The 20,427-nt window shown below is 69.6% G+C and carries 19 protein-coding genes; 6 read left to right on the forward strand and 13 right to left on the reverse strand.

Annotated features, from left to right (window positions below; all coding sequences use genetic code 11):
* Positions 1-9: 9 nt before the first annotated feature.
* Genes AWC17_RS22070 through AWC17_RS22095 form a run of 6 tightly spaced genes read right to left on the reverse strand, consistent with a single transcriptional unit; the run spans position 10 to position 6,738 of the window.
* On the reverse strand, positions 10-888 hold the full coding sequence (locus tag AWC17_RS22070; RefSeq protein WP_046184831.1) for an AAA family ATPase: 879 nt from the start codon (positions 886-888) through the stop codon (positions 10-12).
* Complete coding sequence (locus AWC17_RS22075) at positions 885-1,766, reverse strand: XdhC family protein (protein WP_085165095.1); 882 nt, start codon at positions 1,764-1,766, stop codon at positions 885-887. The genes AWC17_RS22070 and AWC17_RS22075 overlap by 4 nt, the downstream gene beginning before the upstream one ends.
* Entirely contained in the window at positions 1,766-4,174 is a 2,409-nt protein-coding gene (locus AWC17_RS22080) for an aerobic carbon-monoxide dehydrogenase large subunit (protein WP_046186828.1), read from the reverse strand. The genes AWC17_RS22075 and AWC17_RS22080 overlap by 1 nt, the downstream gene beginning before the upstream one ends.
* A complete protein-coding gene (locus AWC17_RS22085) occupies positions 4,171-4,650 on the reverse strand; it encodes a (2Fe-2S)-binding protein (RefSeq protein WP_046186829.1) in 480 nt (159 codons plus the stop codon). Before AWC17_RS22085 ends, AWC17_RS22080 begins: the two co-directional genes overlap by 4 nt.
* A 2-nt stretch (positions 4,651-4,652) precedes the next feature.
* Positions 4,653-5,534 (reverse strand): FAD binding domain-containing protein, encoded by an 882-nt coding sequence (locus AWC17_RS22090; protein ID WP_085165085.1) that lies wholly within the window; start codon positions 5,532-5,534, stop codon positions 4,653-4,655.
* Between the two features lie 43 nt (positions 5,535-5,577).
* Complete coding sequence (locus AWC17_RS22095; RefSeq protein WP_208618385.1) at positions 5,578-6,738, reverse strand: XdhC family protein; 1,161 nt, start codon at positions 6,736-6,738, stop codon at positions 5,578-5,580.
* A gap of 23 nt (positions 6,739-6,761) precedes the next feature.
* Between AWC17_RS22095 and AWC17_RS22100 the strand changes: the two genes are divergently transcribed.
* The gene (locus tag AWC17_RS22100) at positions 6,762-7,727 is read left to right on the forward strand and encodes a LysR family transcriptional regulator (protein WP_046184177.1); all 966 of its coding nucleotides are present in this window, start codon (positions 6,762-6,764) and stop codon (positions 7,725-7,727) included.
* A gap of 127 nt (positions 7,728-7,854) precedes the next feature.
* On the opposite strand, the gene AWC17_RS22105 is transcribed toward AWC17_RS22100, so the two are convergent.
* Genes AWC17_RS22105 through ttfA form a run of 5 tightly spaced genes read right to left on the reverse strand, consistent with a single transcriptional unit; the run spans position 7,855 to position 11,625 of the window.
* Positions 7,855-8,499 (reverse strand): TrmH family RNA methyltransferase, encoded by a 645-nt coding sequence (locus AWC17_RS22105; protein WP_046184182.1) that lies wholly within the window; start codon positions 8,497-8,499, stop codon positions 7,855-7,857.
* A complete protein-coding gene (locus AWC17_RS22110; RefSeq protein ID WP_046184176.1) occupies positions 8,496-9,395 on the reverse strand; it encodes a hypothetical protein in 900 nt (299 codons plus the stop codon). Before AWC17_RS22110 ends, AWC17_RS22105 begins: the two co-directional genes overlap by 4 nt.
* A 12-nt stretch (positions 9,396-9,407) precedes the next feature.
* The gene (gene pyrE, locus AWC17_RS22115) at positions 9,408-9,950 is read right to left on the reverse strand and encodes an orotate phosphoribosyltransferase (protein ID WP_046184181.1); all 543 of its coding nucleotides are present in this window, start codon (positions 9,948-9,950) and stop codon (positions 9,408-9,410) included.
* A complete protein-coding gene (locus tag AWC17_RS22120; protein ID WP_046184180.1) occupies positions 9,937-10,710 on the reverse strand; it encodes an SDR family NAD(P)-dependent oxidoreductase in 774 nt (257 codons plus the stop codon). The genes pyrE and AWC17_RS22120 overlap by 14 nt, the downstream gene beginning before the upstream one ends.
* Before the next feature lie 54 nt (positions 10,711-10,764).
* Positions 10,765-11,625, reverse strand: a complete 861-nt coding sequence (gene ttfA / locus AWC17_RS22125) for a trehalose monomycolate transport factor TtfA (protein WP_046184175.1) — start codon at positions 11,623-11,625, stop codon at positions 10,765-10,767.
* Positions 11,626-11,833: 208 nt separating this feature from the next.
* On the opposite strand from ttfA, the gene AWC17_RS22130 reads away from it, so the two are divergent.
* Together AWC17_RS22130 and AWC17_RS22135 are read left to right on the forward strand one after the other, a co-directional pair.
* A complete protein-coding gene (locus AWC17_RS22130) occupies positions 11,834-13,690 on the forward strand; it encodes a DUF2207 domain-containing protein (RefSeq protein WP_046184179.1) in 1,857 nt (618 codons plus the stop codon).
* A gap of 33 nt (positions 13,691-13,723) precedes the next feature.
* Complete coding sequence (locus tag AWC17_RS22135; RefSeq protein ID WP_046184174.1) at positions 13,724-14,293, forward strand: LemA family protein; 570 nt, start codon at positions 13,724-13,726, stop codon at positions 14,291-14,293.
* A gap of 67 nt (positions 14,294-14,360) precedes the next feature.
* Here AWC17_RS22135 and clpB read toward each other — a convergent pair whose 3' ends face one another.
* Positions 14,361-16,907: an ATP-dependent chaperone ClpB gene (gene clpB / locus AWC17_RS22140; protein ID WP_085165086.1), complete on the reverse strand. Its 2,547-nt coding sequence runs from the start codon at positions 16,905-16,907 to the stop codon at positions 14,361-14,363.
* Positions 16,908-17,031: 124 nt separating this feature from the next.
* Between clpB and AWC17_RS22145 the strand changes: the two genes are divergently transcribed.
* Positions 17,032-17,493 (forward strand): DUF3060 domain-containing protein, encoded by a 462-nt coding sequence (locus AWC17_RS22145; RefSeq protein ID WP_046184172.1) that lies wholly within the window; start codon positions 17,032-17,034, stop codon positions 17,491-17,493.
* A 5-nt stretch (positions 17,494-17,498) separates the two neighbouring features.
* Here the strand turns inward: AWC17_RS22145 and AWC17_RS22150 are convergent, their stop codons facing one another.
* Positions 17,499-18,152, reverse strand: a complete 654-nt coding sequence (locus tag AWC17_RS22150; protein WP_046184171.1) for a TetR/AcrR family transcriptional regulator — start codon at positions 18,150-18,152, stop codon at positions 17,499-17,501.
* A gap of 98 nt (positions 18,153-18,250) precedes the next feature.
* Here AWC17_RS22150 and AWC17_RS22155 point away from each other — a divergent pair, with 98 nt between their 5' ends.
* Positions 18,251-19,243, forward strand: a complete 993-nt coding sequence (locus AWC17_RS22155; RefSeq protein WP_141224719.1) for an ABC transporter permease — start codon at positions 18,251-18,253, stop codon at positions 19,241-19,243.
* Between the two features lie 11 nt (positions 19,244-19,254).
* Complete coding sequence (locus tag AWC17_RS22160; protein ID WP_046184169.1) at positions 19,255-20,427, forward strand: FAD-binding oxidoreductase; 1,173 nt, start codon at positions 19,255-19,257, stop codon at positions 20,425-20,427.

A 20,427-nucleotide genomic window follows, 5' to 3' on the forward strand; every position in this document is an offset into this window, starting at 1 on the left:
GGGGTCCTCTCACATGCTGCTGTATTCGATGAACGCTTCGCGAATCAGCGTACGGTCGTCGGGAGTCTTGGCCAGCGCCCCCAGGCTGACCAGCGCGGCGGGATCGGCCAAGTCGGCGACGCCGAGCGACACCAGGGCGGCGACCCAGTCGATCGTCTCGGCCACGCCCGGGGGCTTGTCCAGGTCGAGATCGCGTGCGCTGCCGACGAATTGGGTGACGTGCTCGATCAGCGGGGTGGCGGCGCCCGGCACCGTCCGGCGCACGATCGCGGCCGCCCGGGAGGCCTCCGGGTAGTCGATCCAGTGGTACAGGCAGCGGCGGCGCAGCGCGTCGTGCAGGTCGCGGCTGCGGTTGGAGGTGAGCACCGCGATAGGGGGCCGTTCGGCGACGAAGGTGCCCAGCTCGGGGACGGTGACAGCGGCTTCGCCGAGGAACTCCAGGAGCAGCGCCTCGAATTCGTCGTCGGCCCGATCGATCTCGTCGATCAGCAGCACCGGTGGGGTGGGGCCGCGATGCCGCACGCAGCGCAGGATGGGCCGGTCGACCAGGTAGGCCTCGGTGTACAGATCGGCCTCGTCAAGGGCGGCCCCGCGGGCCTCGGCCAACCGGATGGACAGCAGCTGGCGCTGGTAGTTCCAGTCGTAGAGCGCCTCGCTGGCGGTCAGCCCTTCATAACACTGCAGCCGGACCAACGGTGTATCCAACACCGCCGCAAGCGTTTTCGCGGCGGTGGTCTTGCCGACGCCCGGCTCGCCTTCCAACAGCAGCGGCCGGCCCAGCGTGACCGCGAGATAGATCGCGGATGCGGTACCGGTGTCGAGCAGGTAGTCCCGCGCATCGAACCGGGCGATCACGTCGTCGACGTCGCTGAACACTGCCGGCGTCATGCGCCGGCTTTCCCCGCGAACGCCGTGCGGCATCCGGGGCCGCAGAACCAGTAGTCGGTGCCGGCCCGCCGCAGATGCTCGGCGGCGGGCCCGATCGGCACGGTCATGCCGCAGACCGGGTCGATGGCCTCGAGGGGGCCGCGCTCGGGCACGACGGCGCGGCCCAGGCCGCCGCGCACGCCGGCGACGAGTTCGGCGGCGATGGACACGGCGATCTCCGCCGGGGTCTTGGCGCCGATGTTCAATCCGACCGGCGTGTGGATGCGGGCCCGTTCGGCGTCGGACAGTTCGATCTCGTTGAGGATCGCGGCGCCGCGTATCTTGCTGGCCACCAAGCCGATATACCCGACGCCGTTGTCCAGTGCGGTACGGATGATTTCGGCTTCCGGGCCGCCATGGCTGGCAATCACTATGGCGGTTGGAAAGGCGGTGGTGTCGGCCATGTCTGCGTCACGACTGACCTCATAACCCAGCACACCGCAGATTTGAGTTAAGGCGTCGGCGATCGGCGTCGCCCCGTAGATCCGGATCATCGGCGGCGGCAGCTGCGGCGTCAGGAAGATCTCCAGCGACCCGCCGGACAGGCACGGGTTCACGACGACGCAGGCGCCGGGCGCCTCGGGAAAGTGGACGTCGCCGTCGGGTAGCACCCGCAGCAAAACGCTTTCGTTGGTTTGCAGCGCGCCCAGCGCCGCCTTGCGGACGGAGTTCTGCGCGCACTGGCCGCCGACGAAGCCCTCGATGGTGCCGTCCGCCAACAGGATTGCCTCGTCGCCGGGGTACGCCGAGGCGGGCGGCTGGGCACGCACCACGGTCGCGCGAACGAACGGTGTGCGCGCGGCCAGTAGTTGCTGAGCCCGTTCGCTGATGACGCTCATCAGATGGGCGGCCTCGCTCTGCCCTGCATGGCCTCCCACACCCGGGACGGCGTCAGCGGCATGTCGGCGTGGCGAACGCCGAACGGCGCCAACGCATCCACCACCGCGTTCACCACGGCGGGCGGAGACCCGACCGTGGCCGATTCACCGATCCCCTTCGCCCCGATCGGGTGGTGCGGCGAGGGCGTCACGGTGTGCCCGGTCTCCAAGTGGGGCACCTCCACCGCGGTCGGGATCAGGTAGTCCATCAGCGACCCGCCCAGGCAGTTGCCGTCGGCGTCGAACGCGATCATCTCCATCAGGGCCATGCCGATGCCGTCGACGATGCCGCCGTGCACCTGCCCCTCGATGATCATCGGGTTGATGCGGGTGCCGCAGTCGTCGACGGCCAGGAAGCGCCGCACCTTGACCACCGCGGTGCCCGGATCCACGTCCACCACACAGAAATACGCGCCGTAGGGGTAGGTCAGGTTCTCCGGGTTGTAGCAGACCTCGGCGTCCAGGCCGCCCTCGATGCCCTCGGGCAGATCGCCGGCCCCGTGCGCGCGCATCGCGATCTCCTGGATCGTCACCGACGCCGAGGGGTCGCCCTTGACGTGGAACGAGCCCTTCTCCCATTCCAGGTCGGCGACCGACACCTCGAGCATCCCGGAGGCGATGATCTTCGCCTTGTCGCGGACCTTGCGGGCCACCAGCGCCGCGGCCGCGCCCGAGACCGGCGTCGACCGGCTGCCGTACGTGCCGAGCCCGAACGGCGTCTGATCGGTGTCGCCGTGCACCACGTCGATGTCGTCGGGCGGGATGCCCAGCTCCTCGGCGGCGATCTGCGCGAAAGTCGTCTCGTGGCCCTGGCCCTGGCTCTGAACCGACAGCCGCACAACGGCTTTGCCGGTCGGGTGCACGCGCAGCTCGCACCCGTCGGCCATGCCCAGGCCGAGGATGTCCATATCCTTGCGCGGGCCGGCGCCGACGGCCTCGGTGAAGAAGGCCATGCCGATGCCCATCAGCTCGCCGCGCGCGCGCCGCTCCTTTTGCTCGGCGCGCAGCGCGTCGTAGCCGATCATGTCCATGGCCTTGCGCATGGTGGCCTCGTAGTCGCCCGAGTCGTACACCCAGCCGGTCTTGGTGGTGTAGGGAAACTGGTCGGGCTTCAGCAAGTTTCGTAGCCGGAGCTCGGCCGGGTCCATCTTGAGCTCGAAGGCCAGGCAGTCCACCAGCCGCTCGACGAAGTAGACCGCCTCGGTGATCCGGAACGAGCACGCGTAGGCCACCCCGCCGGGCGCCTTGTTGGTGTACACCGCGGTCATGTGGCAGTAGGCGGCGTCCAGGTCGTAGCTGCCGGTGAACACACCGAAGAACCCGGCCGGGTACTTCGTCGGGGCCGCCTGGCCGTTGAACGCGCCGTGATCGGCCAGCACGTTGGACCGCAGCGCCAGGATCTTGCCGTCGTTGGTGGCGGCGATCTCGCCGACCATGATGTAGTCGCGCGCGAAGCTGGTCGAGGTCAGGTTCTCGCTGCGGTCCTCCATCCATTTGACCGGCTTGCCCAGCACGAGCGAGCCGACGATGGCGCAGACGTATCCGGGATAGATCGGCACCTTGTTGCCGAAGCCGCCGCCGATGTCGGGGGAGATCACCCGGATCTTGTGTTCGGGCAGGCCGGCGACCAACGCGTAGAGGGTGCGGTGGGCGTGCGGCGCCTGCGACGTGGTCCACAGCGTCAGTTTCCCGGTCACCGGGTCCAAATCGGCTACCGCACCACAGGTTTCCATCGGCGCGGGGTGCACCCGCGGGTACACGATCTCCTGCTTGACGACCACGTCGGCCTTGGCGAACACCGCCTCGGTGGCGGCGGCGTCACCGGTCTCCCAGTCGAAGATGTGGTTGTCTTTCTTGCCGTCGAGGTCGGTGCGAATCACCGGTGCGGACGGATCCAGCGCGGTGCGCACGTCGACCACCGGATCCAGCGGGTCGTAGTCGACGTCGATCAGCTCCAGCGCGTCGCGCGCCGAATAACGGTCCTCGGCAACGACGAACGCCACCTCCTGCCCCTGGAAGCGGACCTTGTCGGTGGCCAGCACCGCCTGCACGTCGTTGGACAAGGTCGGCATCCAGGCCAGGCCCTTCTCGGCCAGGTCCGCGCCCGTCACGACCGCCTTGACCTTCGGATGCGCAAGGGCCGCGGTCACATCGATGCTTGCGATGCGGGCGTGCGCGTACGGCGAGCGCAGGATGGCCAGGTGCAGCATCCCCGGTAGGGCGACGTCGTCGACGTAGGTGCCGCGGCCGCGGATGAAGCGGGGGTCTTCCTTACGCAGCATCCGGCCATGGCCACACGGCTTTTGGTCGTTGTCTGCCGTGTCTTCGGGTGACGGTGGGCGGGATGCCCCCTCTTTAAAGGTGGTCATGAGGTGGCCTCCACAGCGGTGCCGTTCTTGGCGGCCCATTGGATGGAGCGCACGATCGTGGTGTATCCGGTGCACCGGCAGATCTGTCCGGAGATCGCCTCGCGGATGGTCTCCTCGTCGGGGTCGGGGTCGCGGTCGAGCAGCGCGCGGGCGGTGATCATCATTCCCGGTGTGCAGAATCCGCACTGCAACCCGTGACAGCGCATGAACCCTTCCTGCACCGGGTCCAGTTGGCCATTCACGGCCAAGCCTTCCACGGTTCGCACGCTGTGCCCGGAGGCCATCACGGCCAGCATCGTGCAGGACTTCACCGGCACGCCGTCGACGTCGACCACGCACGTCCCGCAGTTGCTGGTGTCACACCCCCAGTGAGTTCCGGTGAGCCGCAGCTGATCCCGCAGGAAATGCACCAGCAGCATCCGGGGTTCGACATCGGCGCTCACCTGCTCGCCGTTCACCGTCATGTTCACCTGCATTGCTAGTTACCCCTTTGTTCGCGCACCCGCTGCGCGGCCGTGCGCAAGGTGCGGATGGTCAGTTCGGAGGCCAGGTGCCGCTTGTATTCGGCGCTGCCGCGGACATCGGTCGCCGGATCGCAGGCCGCGCCGGCCCGCCGGCCCGCCTCGGCGAAAACCTCCTCGGTGGCCGGCTGGCCGACCAGGGCCGCCGAGAGCTCGGCCAACGCGGCCGGATCGGAATTCACCGCCGTCAGGTCGACGCGCGCGGCGGCGATCTGATCGCCGTCCAGGGCGATCGCCGCGCCGGCGGCCGTGACCGCCCAGTCGCCCACCCGGCGCTCCACCTTGGCATACGCGCTGGAGCTGTTGTGCCGCACCGGGATCCGTACCTCGATGAGCATCTCGTTGGCGGCCAGCGTCGTCTCGTACGGCCCGGCCAGGAAGTCGTCGATCGCGATCTCGCGTTCACCGGACGGCCCCCGGGCCAGGCACACCGCGTCCAGCACGGTGCACACCGTCGACAGGTCCTCGGCGGGATCCGCCTGGCAGAGCGAACCGCCCAGGGTGCCGCGATTGCGCACCACCGGGTCGGCGATCACGCGCTCGGCATCCCGGAAGATCGGGCACACGGCGGCCAGGGTGTCGGACTCCAGGATCTCGCGGTGCCGGGTCATCGCGCCGATGCGCACCAGGGTCGGATCGGTGATCACGTATCCGAGTTCGAGCGCGAGATCGTTGATGTCGACGAGGTATTCGGGGTTGGCGATGCGCAGCTTCATCATCGGCAGCAGGCTGTGCCCGCCGGCGACGATGCGCGCCCCCTCCCCCAACCGATCCAGCAGTCCGATCGCGTGGTCGACGCTGGTCGCGCGTTCGTATTCGAAGGGCCCGGGTACTTGCATGCGCCACAGTCTCAGCCCCGCTGACAGGGGCGTCAATAGCGAGTTAAGTAATCCCTGAACTAGCCGTGAAGTCGTCCTCTACCTGCGCGTCGTGGTGGATCCGCCCGACGATCTGGGCCAGCGGGCGGCCCCCGCCGCCCCAGCGCTTGGCGATGATGTCGGCGGCGATCGAGACCGCGGTCTCCTCCGGGGTGCGCGCGCCGAGGTCCAGCCCGATGGGGCTGGACAGCCGGCTCAGCTCGGCGTCGGTCAGCCCGGCGGCTTTGAGCCGGCCCACGCGGTCGTCGTGGGTGCGGCGCGAACCCATCGCGCCGATGTAGCCGACCTCGGGCAGGCGCAGCGCCACCTCGAGCACGGGCACGTCGAACTTCGGGTCGTGGGTGAGCACGCAGATCACCGTGTGGCGGTCGATGGTGCCCGCCTCGGCCTGGGCGGCCAGATAGCGGTGGGGCCAATCGACGACGACGTCGTCGGCCGTCGGGAAGCGCGCCCGCGTGGCGAACACCGGGCGGGCGTCGCACACGGTGACGCGGTAGCCGAGGAAGGAACCCTGCCGCGCCAGCGCGGCAGCGAAGTCGATCGCACCGAACACCAGCATGCGCGGCGGCGGCGCATAGCTGGACACGAAGACCTCCATGCCGTCGCCGAGCCGCTGCCCGTCGGGCCCGTACTTGAGGACCTCGCTGCGACCCAGCGCGAGCAGGCCGCGCGCGTCGTCGGCGACCGCGGCGTCGGCACGCGCCGAACCCAGCGATCCCGCCATCCCGTCGGGCCGGATGACGACCCGCCGGCCGACCCACGCCGGGTCCGGGTGGGCGATGACGGTGGCGGTCGCCACCGCGCGACGCTCGGCGATGTCGTCGGCCACCGCGCCGAGGTCGGGAAACGACTCGCGCGAAATCGGCTCGACGAACACGTCGATGACGCCGCCGCACGTCAGGCCGACCGCGAACGCGTCGTCGTCGCTGACGCCGTAGCGTTCCAGCCGTGCCGCTCCGGTTTTCGCCGACTCGGTGGCGAGGTCGTACACCGCGCCCTCCACGCAGCCACCCGACACCGACCCGGTGACCGAGCCGTCCGGCGCCACCACCATCGCGGCTCCCGGCGGACGCGGCGCGGACCGGAAGGTGCGCACCACCGTCCCCAGCCCCGCGGTGTCACCGGCGCGCCAGATCGACATCAGCTCGGCAAGCACGTCACGCACCCGTCCAACGTAGGCTGACAGCCATGACCCCGGCTCAACTTCGGGCCTATTCGGCGGTGGTTCGCCTCGGCTCGGTGCGGGCCGCGGCCGCGGAGCTGGGTGTTTCCGACGCCGGCGTCTCGATGCTCGTTACGGCGCTGCGCAAGGAGCTCGACGACCCGTTGTTCACCCGGACCGGTGCCGGGTTGGCGTTCACGCCCGGCGGCCTGCGGCTGGCCAGCCGCGCCGTCGAAATCCTGGGTCTGCAGCAACAAACCGCGATCGAAGTCACCGAGGCCGCCCACGGGCGCCGGCTACTGCGGATCGCCGCGTCGACCACCTTCGCCGAACACGCCGCACCCGGGCTGATCGAGCTCTTCTCGTCGCGGGCCGACGACCTGTCGGTCGAGTTGAGCGTGCATCCGACGAGCCGGTTTCGCGATCTGATCTGCTCGCGCGCCGTGGACATCGCGATCGGCCCGGCCAGCGAGAGTTCGGTCGGCTCGGACGACTCGCTGTTCGTGCGGCCCTTCCTGAAGTATCAGATCATCGCCGTCGCAGCGCCCAATAGCCCTCTGGCCGTTGGCGTTCCGACGCCCGCGTTGCTGCGTCAGCAGCAGTGGATGCTGGGCCCGTCGGCGGGCGGGGTGGACGGCGAGACCGCAACGATGCTGCGCGACTTGGCGATTCCGGAGTCGCAGCAGCGGATCTTCCAGAGCGACGCGGCCGCCCTCGAGGAGGTGCAGCGGGTCGGCGGGATCACGTTGACCGTCGGCTTCGCGGTCGCCAAGGACCTGGCCGCCGGCCGGCTGACCCATGTGCACGGTCCGGGGCTGGACCGGTCGGGCGAGTGGTGCGCGGCGACGTTGGCGCCCTCGGTCCGTCAGCCGGCCGTGTCGGAACTGGTCCGCTTCATCACCACTCCGCGCTGCACACAGGCGATGATCCGCGGATCCGGCGTGGGCGTCACCCGGTTTCGCCCGAAGGTGCACGTAACTCTATGGAGCTGAACGGGTTTGGCCTCACCTGTCACAGCAGCACCAGATTCCCGACCCGTATGTGGTCTGCGAATTTGATATCGCATGCGATATCAAATTCGAGGATGAGCGCATACCCCCGAAGGCATTCGACGGCGTGCTACCAGGCCTGGGTCAGGTCCGCGTGCTGCCGAATCCAGGCGTGCATGGCGATCCCGGCGGCCACGCCGGCGTTGATGCTGCGGGTCGAGCCGAACTGGGCGATCGACACGGTCATCGCCGCGCCCGTCCGGATGTCGTCGGTGATGCCCGGACCCTCCTGACCGAACACCAGCAGGCACTCCCGCGGCAACGCGGTCTCCTCGAGACGGACCGCCCCCGGCACGTTGTCCACCGCGACCACCGTCAGCCCGGCACCGGCCGCGAAGCCCAGCAGTTCGGCGGTGCTGTCGTGGTGGCACAGCCGCTGATAGCGGTCGGTCACCATGGCGCCGCGGCGATTCCAGCGCCGCCGGCCCACGATGTGCACGGTGTGCACCGCGAACGCGTTGGCGGTGCGCACCACGGAGCCGATGTTGGCGTCGTGCCCGAAGTTCTCGATCGCCACATGCAGCGGTTGCCGGCGCCGATCGATGTCGGCGATGATCGCCTCCCGCGTCCAATAGCGGTAGGCGTCGACGACGTTGCGAGTGTCGCCCTCGCGCAACAGGACTGGGTCATACCGCGGGTCGTCGGGCGCCTCGCCCACCCAGGGCCCGACCCCGCCGGCCGGTGCGCCCCACTCGGTCGGCCCCGGATCGGTCATCGCGGCGTCCACACGCCGGCGTGGGTGCCGTCGACCGCGACCGTCGCGTAGAGCAACGCCTCGTTGATCTCGCCCTGGGTGCACAGCGAGGCGCTGACGTGCACCGCGTCCAGTGCGGCGTCGGGCAGGATCAGCACCGACGATCCGTACGCCGAGCAGGCCGGGTTCAGCCCGGGGCCGGGCAGGGTCGGCGACGCGAGCAGCATCAGCGGGCCGCCGCGTTTGGCCGAGTCGTCGCGGTACCTGGCCGCGATGCCGTCGGCTTCCAGGCCCAGCAGCATGTAGCCGTTCCCGTTGAACGCCGCGGGATCGCCGAGCTGCGCCTTGGTCATCGGGGCGCCGTCGGCGCGCCAGGCCGACAGGCTGGTGGTCTTGACGGCCAGGCCGGTGTCGTTGGCGTTGGTGGGCATCAGCCCCACCGGAAACGCGGCCGGGTAGGCCGCCGAGGTGTTCGGGATCCGGTCGCGCGGCGAGTAGCCGTACACGCCACGGACCTGGCTCCGATCCTTAAGCGGCCCAAGGCAAACCGTGCCGGTGAGCCGGTCGCCGGGGGCCGACAGCGGCGAGTGGACGTCGGGCGCTTTGGCCGTCGCGCGGTCGCAGCTGCCCAGTCCGGTCGACTCGATCGGGTGCGACAGCGCGCCGTAGAGCCCGAACCGGATGTCCTCGGGTTTGGCGTGCGGCGCGTGCGGGTCCGCCGCGGAGGCGTCGACGTCGATGAGCACGTAGTCGCCGTCCCAGCGCAGGTTCGACACCGCCATGTTCCAGCCGAGCAGCGAAAGCGATTCCCCGAAGTGCGCGCCCTGGGCGCCGTACGGGCGAACCGGCTGGCTGGAGCCCGAGCAGCCCGTCAGGAAGGCCAGCAGGCAGGCCGCCGTCGCGAGGAAGGTGCGCACAGCGATGACGGCCTAGCCCAGCCCCAGATCGGCAAGGCCCAGCACGCTGCGGTACGGCAGACCCTCGGCCTGGATCGCCTCCGCGGCGCCGGTGGCACGGTCCACGACCGTGGCCACGCCGACCACCTGGCCGCCCGCCTCTTGGACGGCGCGCACCGCCGTCAGCGCCGACGCGCCCGTGGTGCTGGTGTCCTCGACGACCAACGCCCGCTTACCGGCGACCTCGGATCCCTCGATAAGGCGTTGCATCCCATGGGTTTTCGCGGACTTGCGCACCACGAACGCGTCGATCGGGCGGCCGGGCGCGTGCATGACGGCCGTGGCCACCGGGTCGGCGCCCAGGGTCAGCCCGCCGACCACGGCGTAGTCCCAGTCGCTGGTGAGGTCGCGCATCAGCGCGCCGATCAAGGCCGAGGCCCGGTGGTGCAGGGTCGCGCGGCGCAGGTCGACGTAGTAGTCGGCCTCCTTGCCCGACGACAGCGTCACCCGGCCGTGCACCACCGACAGCTTGCGCACCAGCTCGGCCAGCTCCGCGCGCAGGTCAGGTCCGGCCACGGCCACCGCCGATTCGCTTGGTCACGGCCCGCATCAAGGTCCGCGGAATCATCCGCTCGGCCGCGGTGATCGCCTTGTATTGCAGGCCCGGGATGCTGATCACCTTGCCGCGGGCGACATCGGCCAGGCTTTGGTTCACCACGTCGTCCACCTCGAGCCACATGAACGACGGCGAGTCGGCCATGTCGATCCCGGCCCGGGCGTGAAATTCCGTGCGCACGTAACCCGGGCACACGGCGTGCACGCCCACACCGGTGCCCTGCAGGCCGACGGACAGGCCCTCGCTGAACGAGATCACCCACGCCTTGGACGCCGAATAGGTCGACCCCCGTCCCGGCACCAGCCCGGCCACGCTGGCGATGTTGATGACGGTGCCCGCGCCGGCGTCGAGCATGGCCGGCAGTGCCGCCCGGGTGAGATGCATGACCGCGGTGACGTTGACGTCGAGTTGCGACTGCAGCAGCGCGGGATCGGTTGCCCAGAAGTCGCCGGAGGTGCCGAAGCCGGCGTTGTTCACCAGGACCCGCACTCCCTGGGCCAGCCGTTCGCAGACCTTGTCGCGGCCGGCGCGATCCGCCAGGTCGGCGGGCAACACCTCGATGCTGCCGGCCCGGTCTTCCAGTTCCCGAGCCAGTTCCCGCAACCGGTCCACGTCGCGGGCGACCAGGACCAGGTCGTAGCCGTCGCTCGCATAGCGTCGCGCGTAGCCGGCGCCGATCCCGGACGTGGGCCCGGTGATCAGAGCGACGGGACGAGGCATGAGCGACATCCTAATGACGGCGGTCGCGCCGCCCACCCGGCGCCCGGCGCGCCGTCAGCGCTGATAGTTGGTGGCCTGATGGCCGTTGCGCCCGGCCGGCGGCGGGCGGCGAACGGCGTCCGAACCGCGCTGCTCCCGGCGGATCGGCTCGGCCGGCCGGCGAGCAGACGCATCACCCAACAGCCCGCCCACGTCTTGCTGCGCGCGCCGGGGCGGCAACTCCGCGCGGCCGGCCGGCGCCAGCGGGCGGCTCGGCGACGCGTTGCGCGGCCCCGCGGGCGCGCCGGCCTCTTGCTGGGTTTCCTCGGGCAGCGGCGGCAGCACCCGCAACAGGTCGTTGAACTGCCGCACGGTGCGCAGCCCCTCGTCCCATTCGGTGCGGGTGCTGGTGATGGGCATGGCGACCAGCGTCCAGTTCTGCTCGTTCCACATGATCTCGGCGCAGTCCGGTGCGGTGTGCGCGAAGGTGACCATGCGTCGGTCGCAGGCCCGCCGGGCCGCGTCCAGGTTGGTGGAGTACACCATCCGCGGACCGATCGCACCCAGCAGCCAAATGTCGCTCTCCCGTGGCTCTTTCAGGCCCTTGAGCCGCAGGTCCACCACGACGTTGGTGCCCACCTTGCGGTGCAGCGCGATCACGGTGGCGACTTCCTCGAGGTCGAAGATGTACACCGCCTCGCCGCGGATCTGGCCCAGCACGACGTTCTGGGCGGCGATGTCACCCACCGTCGAGACCACCCCGCGCTTCCAGCGCTTGAGGATGTCGGCCGATTCACGCTCGTAGTCGAATCCGTGCGACCGCGCCCACGACTTGCGGCGCCTGCTGCGCCCGCGGCGCCGATCGAGATCGACGTACAGCAACACCCCCGCGCCGACGAAGCACAGCGCGGACAGCGTGAACCAGAGGGGAACCATCCCACACAGGGTATCTGTAATTGCGCAGGAATACAGAAGCCGACCAGGTCACAACCGGGCATCAGGGTCGTGACGGCGAGGCCGACGGATGACCCGGCGATGCCGGCACTTCCCGCTGACACCGATTCCGGGCCGCAGCAGTGCGAATTCGTGCGAGAATCGCCGCGTTCTGTGCACCGGCGGCTCGCATCTGGAGGAACCCGTTGCGATGAAGGCGTTTCGCCGCTTGTTTTCGGTTCGCACGGCCACCGGGAAGCTGGTCTTCTCGGCACTGCTCATCGCCCTGTCATGCCTCGGCTTGTTCTGGCCTCTCGCTCAACAAAGCGCCAGCTCCAGATCCGGGACGACCGAAGCCCCGGTCGATTGGCAGTCGGAGATCAAGGACTATGCCGCGACCTATCGCGTGGCGGCTGACGGACACGTGGCGGCCACCGAGGTCCTCACCGTGCAACTGGGCGCCAACCGACACGGCATCTTCCGGTTTTTCCCCGTCGCCGACCCCACCGACCCCCACGCGCGGATGGTCCCCAGCATCAGCGACATCACCATGGACGACCGCGCGGTACCGGTCAGCTATGAGTGGCGTGACAGCCGCCGCGTCTACGTCGCGCGGATCGGCGACCCCAACGCGACGGTGAGTCCTGGCCTGCACACCTACGCGATCAGCTACACAGTCGACGGCGGACTGGTGCGGCCGCCGACGGCGCCCGGACATTTCACCAACCACGCCGGGGTCAACTCGACCACGCCGACCGCGTCGTTCTACTACAACGTGGTCGGCTTCTGGACGATGCGGATCGGTGCCGCGCACGTGAGTATCGACCTTCCCGGTCCGTCCGGGTCGACGCAGTGCGCCGCGGACGACACGGGGGCGACGCCGTGCGCTATCACGGGCGCCGGCACCGACCACGTCACAGTGACCACCGCGGGTCTGCCGCCGCAGAACCCGGTCACCGTGCGGATAGATCTGCCGGTGCCGCTTCCGCACCGGGCGACGCTGCCGTGGACCGTGCGCTTCGACAAGACGTTCAGTCGGTCGCTTCCGGCCGCCGGCCTGGTGGCCCTGTTGTCAGTTCTTGCCGCACTGGGCGGATATCTGTGGGACCGACGATCACGCGAAGCGTCCCCCGGGACTCCGGTGCTGTACGTCCCGCCCGACGGGCTCGGACCCGCGCAGACGGCCTACATCGTCACCGAGGGCGTCGGCGACCACGCCTTGGTGGCCACGTTGCTCTATATGGCCGAGCGGCGACTGGTGCGCCTCGACCGCGCCGGCTCCACGCGCTGGACCGTTACCGGCCTTGCCACCCCCGAGCAGTGGGCGGCCGCCGACCCGGTGACCAGGGAGGTCGGCGACGCGCTGGGCGTCACCACCGCCGGCGCGAAGTTCAGCCTCACCGGCAGCCAGACCGCCGGTTCGAAGCTGTCGAAAGCGACGGATCGACTGGTCTCCAGTTGCCGATCCTGGGCCCGCACCCAGGGACTGATGGTGACTGTCGGCGCGGAATGGGCCGGCCGGCTGCTGGTCATCGCCTGCCTGGTGCTGGCCATCGTCGGGTTCGCGGGAGCCTTCACGTGGACCATGTGGGGTCTGCCGTTCGCGGCGTTCGCGCTCGGCGGCATCGGGTTGCTCGCCAGCGGCGTCGGCACCCGCCGCACCCCGTCGGGACGACGGATGTGGTCGCGCGCGGCGGGCTTCCGGCGGCTGTTGGCGACACCATCGGCCGAGGACCGGTTCGACTACTCCGCGCACCGCGACCTGTTCGTCTCCTACATTCCGTACGCCGTGGCCTTCGGCGTCGCCGAGGCGTGGGCCGCCAAGTACCGGGCCGCAACGGGATCGGAGCCCCCGATCCCCGACTGGTACCCGGCCCCCCGTGACACCAGCCCGGCCACGCTCTACTCGTCGCCCGGCGGATTCGCCAGCTTCGATTCCGCGGTGTCGGCATCGATCAGCGCCTACAACGCCTCGCAGAGTTCCTCGTCGAGCTCGGGCGGGTCAAGCTTCAGCAGCAGCGGCGGCAGCTGGGGAGGCGGCGGTGGCGGTGGCGGGGGTACGTGGTAGACCGGACCGGCTTGGGCCGAAGGAGGTAGGGATATGCCAATCGGTGTCATCGTGATCATCGGCGTGATCGCGCTGGCCGGGCTGGTAATGCTCGGCGTCGTCGCGTTCAACTCGCTGCGCGGACTCGACGTGAAAGCCCAGGAGGCGCTCGGCGGTATCGACGTCCAACTGACTCGTCGTGCCGACCTGGTGCCCAACCTGGTCAACACCGTCAAGGGATACGCGGCGCACGAGAAGTCGGTCTTCGAGGACGTCACGGCCGCCCGTGCCGGCGCGGCCCAGGCGGCAGCGTCCGGCACCGTCGACGAGAAGGCTCAGGCGCAGGGGCGGCTGGACCGGGCGATCGGCAACGTGCTCGCCGTCGCCGAGAACTACCCGGACCTGAAGGCGTCGACCAACTTCGCCCAGCTGCAGGAGCAGCTGGCCGACACCGAAAATCAGTTGGCATTCGCGCGCCAGTACTACAACGACGCGACGGCCAGTTTGAACCAGCGGGTGGTCACGATCCCCTGGATGTTCTTCGCCGGCTTGGCGGGTGTGCACACGCGGCCGTTCTACCAGGCACCCGAGGGTCAGCAGGCGCCGCCGCAGGTGCAGTTCTAAACACCTGCGGCGGCGGCCCTTACCGGCGACTCAGCCCAAGTGGTGGTGACCCGCTTCGCGATCACCACTAGCCCAGAATCAGCGAGTCGCCATCCGGGCTGACGTTGACCGGAACGGTGTCGCCGTCGTGCACCTCGCCGGCCAGCAATTGCTTGGCCAGCTGGTCGCCGATGGCCTGCTGGACGAGCCGGCGCAACGGCCGCGCGCCGTAGACGGGGTCGAACCCGCGCTGCGCCAGCCACTGCTTGGCCGGCAGCGACACCTCCAGCGTGAGGCGACGCTGGGACAGCCGCTTCTGCAGCTGGGCCAACTGGATGTCGACAATCTGCACCAGCTCTGCGGGCTCGAGGCCGTGGAAGACGATGACGTCGTCGAGCCGGTTGATGAACTCCGGCTTGAACGCGGCGCGTACGGCGGCCATCACCTGCTCCTCGTTGCCGCCCGACCCGAGGTTGGACGTCAGGATCAGGATGGCGTTGCGGAAGTCGACCGTGCGGCCCTGCCCGTCGGTGAGCCGGCCCTCGTCGAGCACCTGCAACAGCACGTCGAACACGTCCGGGTGGGCCTTTTCGATCTCGTCGAACAGGATCACCGTGTACGGACGCCGCCGCACCGCCTCGGTCAACTGTCCGCCGGACTCGTAGCCGACGTAGCCGGGCGGGGCGCCGATCATCCGAGCCACCGAGTGCTTCTCGCCGTACTCGCTCATGTCGATGCGGACCATCGCGTGTTCGTCATCGAAGAGGAACTCCGCCAAAGCCTTGGCCAGCTCCGTCTTACCGACACCGGTCGGCCCGAGGAACATGAACGCGCCCGTCGGCCGGTTGGGGTCGGCGACCCCGGCCCGGCTGCGACGCACCGCATCCGAGACCGCCTGCACCGCCTTTTTCTGCCCGATGACCCGCTTGCCGAACTCGTCTTCCATGCGCAGCAGCTTCGCGGTCTCGCCTTCGAGCATCCGCCCGGCGGGGATACCGGTCCACGCCGACACCACGTCGGCGATGTCGTCGGGTCCCACCTCCTCCTTGAGCATCACGTTGTCACGCGCCTCGGCGTGGGGCAGCGCGGCGTCGAGTTTCTTCTCGACCTCGGGGATGCGCCCGTACCGCAGCTCGGCGGCCTTGGCCAGGTCACCGTCGCGCTCGGCGCGCTCGGACTCGCCGCGCAGCGTGTCCAGCTGCTCCTTGAGGTCGCGGACGACGTCGATCGCGCTCTTCTCGTTCTGCCACCTGGTGGTCAGCTCGGCCAGCTTCTCCTTCTGGTCGGCCAGCTCGGAGCGCAGCTTCTCCAGCCGCTCCTTGGATGCCTCGTCCTCCTCTTTGGCCAGCGCCATCTCCTCGATCTCGAGGCGGCGCACCAGGCGCTCGACCTCGTCGATCTCGACGGGCCGCGAGTCGATCTCCATCTTCAGCCGGCTGGCGGCCTCGTCGACCAGGTCGATGGCCTTGTCCGGCAGGAAGCGGGCGGTGATGTAGCGGTCGGACAGCGTGGCCGCGGCCACCAGCGCGGAGTCGGTGATGCGCACGCCGTGATGCACCTCGTAGCGGTCCTTCAGCCCGCGCAAGATGCCGACGGTGTCCTCCACCGACGGCTCGCCCACGAATACCTGCTGGAAGCGCCGCTCCAGCGCGGCGTCCTTCTCGATGTACCTGCGGTACTCGTCGAGCGTGGTGGCGCCGACCAGCCGCAGCTCGCCGCGGGCCAGCATCGGCTTGATCATGTTGCCGGCGTCCATCGCGCCCTCGCCGGTCGCGCCGGCGCCGACGATGGTGTGCAGCTCGTCGATGAAGGTGATGATCTGCCCGGCGGAGTTCTTGATGTCGTCGAGCACCGCCTTGAGCCGCTCCTCGAACTCGCCGCGGTACTTGGCGCCGGCCACCATCGAGCCCATGTCCAGGCTGACGACGGTCTTGTCGCGCAGGCTCTCCGGCACGTCGCCGGCCACGATGCGCTGGGCCAGGCCCTCGACGATCGCGGTCTTGCCGACGCCGGGCTCGCCGATCAGCACCGGGTTGTTCTTGGTGCGACGGGACAGCACCTGCACGACGCGGCGGATCTCGTTGTCACGTCCGATGACCGGGTCGAGCTTGCCTTCCCGGGCACGGGCGGTCAGGTCGGTGGAGTACTTCTCCAGCGCCTGGTAGGTGGCCTCCGGCTCGGGGCTGGTCACGCGGGCGCTGCCGCGGACCTTGACGAAGCCGTCGCGCAGGGCCTGCGGTGAGGCGCCATGGCCGGTCAACAGCTTGGCGACGTCCGAATCGCCGGTGGCGAGACCAACCAGCAAGTGCTCGGTCGAGACGTACTCGTCGTCCATCTCGGTGGCCAGTTGCTGGGCGGTGGTGATGGCGGCCAGCGATTCGCGAGACAGCTGGGGCTGCGAGTTGGCGCCGCTGGCCTGGGGCAGGCGGTCGATCAGGCGCTCCGCCTCGGTGCGAATGGTCGCGGGCTGGACGCCGACAGCCTCCAACAGCGGTCCCGCGATCCCGTCGGCCTGCGTCAGCAGGGCCATCAGCAGGTGCGCGGGGCGGATCTCGGGGTTACCGGCGGCCGAGGCCGCCTGGAGCGCCGAGGTCAGCGCCGCTTGCGTCTTGGTTGTCGGGTTGAAAGAGTCCACGACGCCTCCGTTCGGGGTAGGACCAGAATGCTTGTCGCGTTGTTCAACGCCGTCAAGGTTGAGTGTGTTCCGCTCAACTCTAACGAGTTTTGGCCAATATGGCGTTACCGGGTACCCCGTAACAATGACGCAGGTTGGGCAGCATCAGAACCGGGCCGACGCCACCCTCGCCGACGGCACGCGCGCCGCGACGCCCCGTCGGGTTTCCGTCGCCTTCTCGCTGACCATCGTCGCCGGCGCGCTGGTGGCCCTGGCGGGGCTGTCGGGGGCCGGAGTCCACGCCGATCTGGTCGGCGGCGGCCCGTCGGCGACCGTCCCGGAGTCGGGCACGTTGCAGGTCAACGGCACCGGGACGACCAAGACCATCCCCTGCCACGGCGGCTACCTGTCGATCAGCGGGCAGACCAACACCGTCACCGTGACCGGCCACTGCACCAGCGTCAGCGTCTCGGGCCGGGGCAACCGCGTCGTGGTCGACAGCGCGGACGCGGTGAGCACATCCGGGACCGGCAACGCGGTCACCTTCCACTGGGGCTCACCCAACGTCGCCAACGCCGGAACGGCCAACACCGTCAAGCAGGGCTGAGTCCGTCACGCCCGATAGTCGGCCGGCAGGCCGAGCTCGGCCGCGTCCGCGGTCAGATAGCGCTGCACGCTCGGCGCGATCAGCCCCACGACCTCGTCGGTGCGAAGGTCGGCCAGCGGGCCCACCCGCATCACGTAGCGGAACAACGCGGTGCCGACCAGGTTGGTGCCGGCCAGGTTGGCACGCAGCACGGTGTCGGGGCCCTCGCCCAGGACGCCGGAGATGGCCGCCATCACATAACCGCGCATGAAATCGCGGAAGGCCTCGTACGCGTCGGAATTCAGCATCGCCGAGTGCAGCATGGCGACCATGGTCGGGCCGGTCTCCGGCTCTTCCCAGATCCGCAGATAGGCCCGCACCAACCGGATGCCGATGTCCTCGCGCGGGCCGTCGGTCATCGCGGCGACCAGCACGCCGGCATCCAAGACCAGCCGCATCGACTCACGGAACAGCTCGGCCTTGGAACCGAACAGGTACAGCACCATCGCGGCGTCCACATGGGCGTCATCGGCGACCTGACGCAGCGTCGTCTTCTCGTAGCCCTGGGCGGCGAAGCGCTGCTTGGCCGCGCGGAGCACCACGTCCTTCGACACCGGCTCGCCCTGGCGGCGGCCCCTGCGCTTTTGCATCCCCGATGGAGAAGTAGCAGGTCGCGGCATACGACGACAGTATCATTTCATTGATTGTTGAAAATATCGAACCGCGCCGTTACGCTCGCATCGTCATATTTCATCCACTGATGAAAAGAGTGTCGCGCATGCTCACGCAGCCACTTACCGAGCCCGGCAGACCCGCACGCCACCGCCGCCCGCTGCCTCTGTTCCGGGCGACCGGCCTCGTCGCGGCGATGACGGTGGCGGTGGCCATCATCTGCGTCGCCTCCGCGCTGCCGGCGGCGCGCTCCAAGCCACACCACATACCGATCGGCCTGGTGGGACCGGGCCTGGTGACCGGGCTGATCAACAGCCAGCTCGACACCGCCGCTCCAGGCGGCTTCGCCGTGACCAGCTACCCGAACGAGGCGGCGCTGCGGTCGGCGATCGGCAACCGCGACGACTACGGCGGCCTGGTCGTCACCCCCGACGGCCCCACCCTGCTGCTCGCGTCCGGGGCGAGCCCGACAGTGGCCCAGCTGCTGACGCAGATCGGCAACCAAGTCGCGCAACACGCCGGCGCACCGCTGCACACCGAAGACCTGGCCCCGCTGCCGGCCAACGATCCGCGCGGCACCGGCCTGGCCGCCTCCGCGCTGCCACTCACCCTGGCCGGGATCCTGCCCGCCATCGTGCTGCTGCTGGCATTTCCGCGTCGGCCGTGGCTGAATTGCGCTGTCGCCGGCGCCTTTTCGGTTGTTGTCGCGGTGACCATCGCCATGTTGCTGCGCTACGTGCTCGGGTCGGTCGACCAGAATTTCTGGGGCGTGACCGCCGGACTCACGCTGGGCACGCTGGCCATGGCGCTGCCGACGCTGGGGTTGGGCGCGCTGTTCGGCCGGGTGGGCCTGAGTAGCGCGGTGGCGGTGGCCATGCTGTTGGGCAACCCGCTGTCCGGCCTGATGAGCGCCCCGGAGATGCTGCCATCCGGGTGGGGCGCGCTGGGTCAACTGCTGCCGCAGGGGGCCAACGCCACACTGTTGCGTTCGACGGCGTATTTCTCCGGTGCCGGGGCGACGACCGCCAGCCTCGTGCTGTGCGGCTGGGTGGCCGCCGCGGCCGTGCTGATCGGGATTGCCGGCGCGCGGCGGGCCTAGAATCGGGCCCCGTGGGGCTCGAGGACCGGGATGCGTTGCGAGTGCTGCGCGATGCCTTCGCGCAGGACGAGTCGGGGCCCGGCAACGAACTCGTCCGCCGGTTCTACACCCACTGGTTCGGCCTCGACGTCTCGGTACGCGACCTGTTCCCGCCCGAAATGGGTGGGCAGCGGACCGCTTTCGCGCACGCCCTGCATTGGGTGTACGGCGAACTCGTCGCCCAGCGCGCGCAGGAACCGGTCGCCTTTCTCGCTCAGCTCGGCCGCGATCACCGCAAATACGGTGTGCTGCCACAGCATTACGACACGTTGCACCGCGTGTTGTTGTCGACGTTGCGGGCGTACCTCGGCGATGCCTGGACCGACACCGTCGACGACGCGGCCAAACAGTCGCTCAACCTGATCACCGGCGTGATGCGGGGCGCCGCGGAAGCCGACGAGGGGCCCGCCTGGTGGGACGGCACGGTCGTCGAGCACATGCGGGTCTCCCGCGATCTCGCGGTGGTCCGACTGCAGCTCGACCGCCCGATGGACTATCACGCCGGCCAGTACGTCAATGTGCAGATACCGCAATGCCCGCGCCGCTGGCGCTACCTGTCCCCCGCCATTCCGGCGGATCCGGGCGGCGGCATCGAGTTCCACATCCGCGTGGTGCCCGGCGGCTTGGTCAGCACCGCCATCGTCAACGAGACGCGGCACGGAGACCGGTGGCGGCTGTCCAGCCCGCACGGCGGCCTGCGGGTCGACCGGGAGGGCGAGGACGTGCTGATGGTCGCCGGTAGCACCGGCCTGGCACCATTGCGGGCGCTGATCATGGACCTCAGCCGGTACGCGGTGAACCCGCGGGTGCACCTGTTCTTCGGCGCCCGCTACCGCTGCGAGCTCTACGACCTGCCGACTCTGTGGCAGGTCGCGTCCCACAATCCGTGGCTGTCGGTCTCGCCGGTCTCGGAGTACGGCGCCGACCCGGCGTGGGCCGCCGACTATCCCGACGTCACGCCGCCGCGCGGCCTGCACGTGCGGCAGACCGGCCGTCTGCCCGACGTGGTGACCAAATACGGCGGGTGGGGTGACCGGCAGATTTTGATCTGCGGCGGACCGGCGATGGTGCGCGCCACCAAGGCCGCCCTGATCGCCAAAGGCGCTCCGCCGGAACATATTCAGCACGACCCACTGTGGAGGTAA

This window comes from Mycobacterium nebraskense, from assembly GCF_002102255.1.
GTDB lineage: Bacteria > Actinomycetota > Actinomycetes > Mycobacteriales > Mycobacteriaceae > Mycobacterium > Mycobacterium nebraskense.

Bases quoted from the DNA above. Each gene is read 5' to 3' on its own strand.
- AWC17_RS22130 (WP_046184179.1), top strand. From the start codon at position 11,834: ATGAAGGCGTTTCGCCGCTTGTTTTCGGTTCGCACGGCCACCGGGAAG.
- AWC17_RS22080 (WP_046186828.1), bottom strand. From the start codon at position 4,174: ATGACCACCTTTAAAGAGGGGGCATCCCGCCCACCGTCACCCGAAGAC.
- AWC17_RS22090 (WP_085165085.1), bottom strand. From the start codon at position 5,534: ATGCAAGTACCCGGGCCCTTCGAATACGAACGCGCGACCAGCGTCGAC.
- AWC17_RS22145 (WP_046184172.1), top strand. From the start codon at position 17,032: ATGACGCAGGTTGGGCAGCATCAGAACCGGGCCGACGCCACCCTCGCC.
- AWC17_RS22150 (WP_046184171.1), bottom strand. From the start codon at position 18,152: ATGCCGCGACCTGCTACTTCTCCATCGGGGATGCAAAAGCGCAGGGGC.
- AWC17_RS22135 (WP_046184174.1), top strand. From the start codon at position 13,724: ATGCCAATCGGTGTCATCGTGATCATCGGCGTGATCGCGCTGGCCGGG.
- AWC17_RS22070 (WP_046184831.1), bottom strand. From the start codon at position 888: ATGACGCCGGCAGTGTTCAGCGACGTCGACGACGTGATCGCCCGGTTC.
- ttfA (WP_046184175.1), bottom strand. From the start codon at position 11,625: ATGGTTCCCCTCTGGTTCACGCTGTCCGCGCTGTGCTTCGTCGGCGCG.
- AWC17_RS22075 (WP_085165095.1), bottom strand. From the start codon at position 1,766: ATGAGCGTCATCAGCGAACGGGCTCAGCAACTACTGGCCGCGCGCACA.
- AWC17_RS22085 (WP_046186829.1), bottom strand. From the start codon at position 4,650: ATGCAGGTGAACATGACGGTGAACGGCGAGCAGGTGAGCGCCGATGTC.
- AWC17_RS22105 (WP_046184182.1), bottom strand. From the start codon at position 8,499: ATGACCGATCCGGGGCCGACCGAGTGGGGCGCACCGGCCGGCGGGGTC.
- AWC17_RS22100 (WP_046184177.1), top strand. From the start codon at position 6,762: ATGACCCCGGCTCAACTTCGGGCCTATTCGGCGGTGGTTCGCCTCGGC.
- AWC17_RS22120 (WP_046184180.1), bottom strand. From the start codon at position 10,710: ATGCCTCGTCCCGTCGCTCTGATCACCGGGCCCACGTCCGGGATCGGC.
- AWC17_RS22155 (WP_141224719.1), top strand. From the start codon at position 18,251: ATGCTCACGCAGCCACTTACCGAGCCCGGCAGACCCGCACGCCACCGC.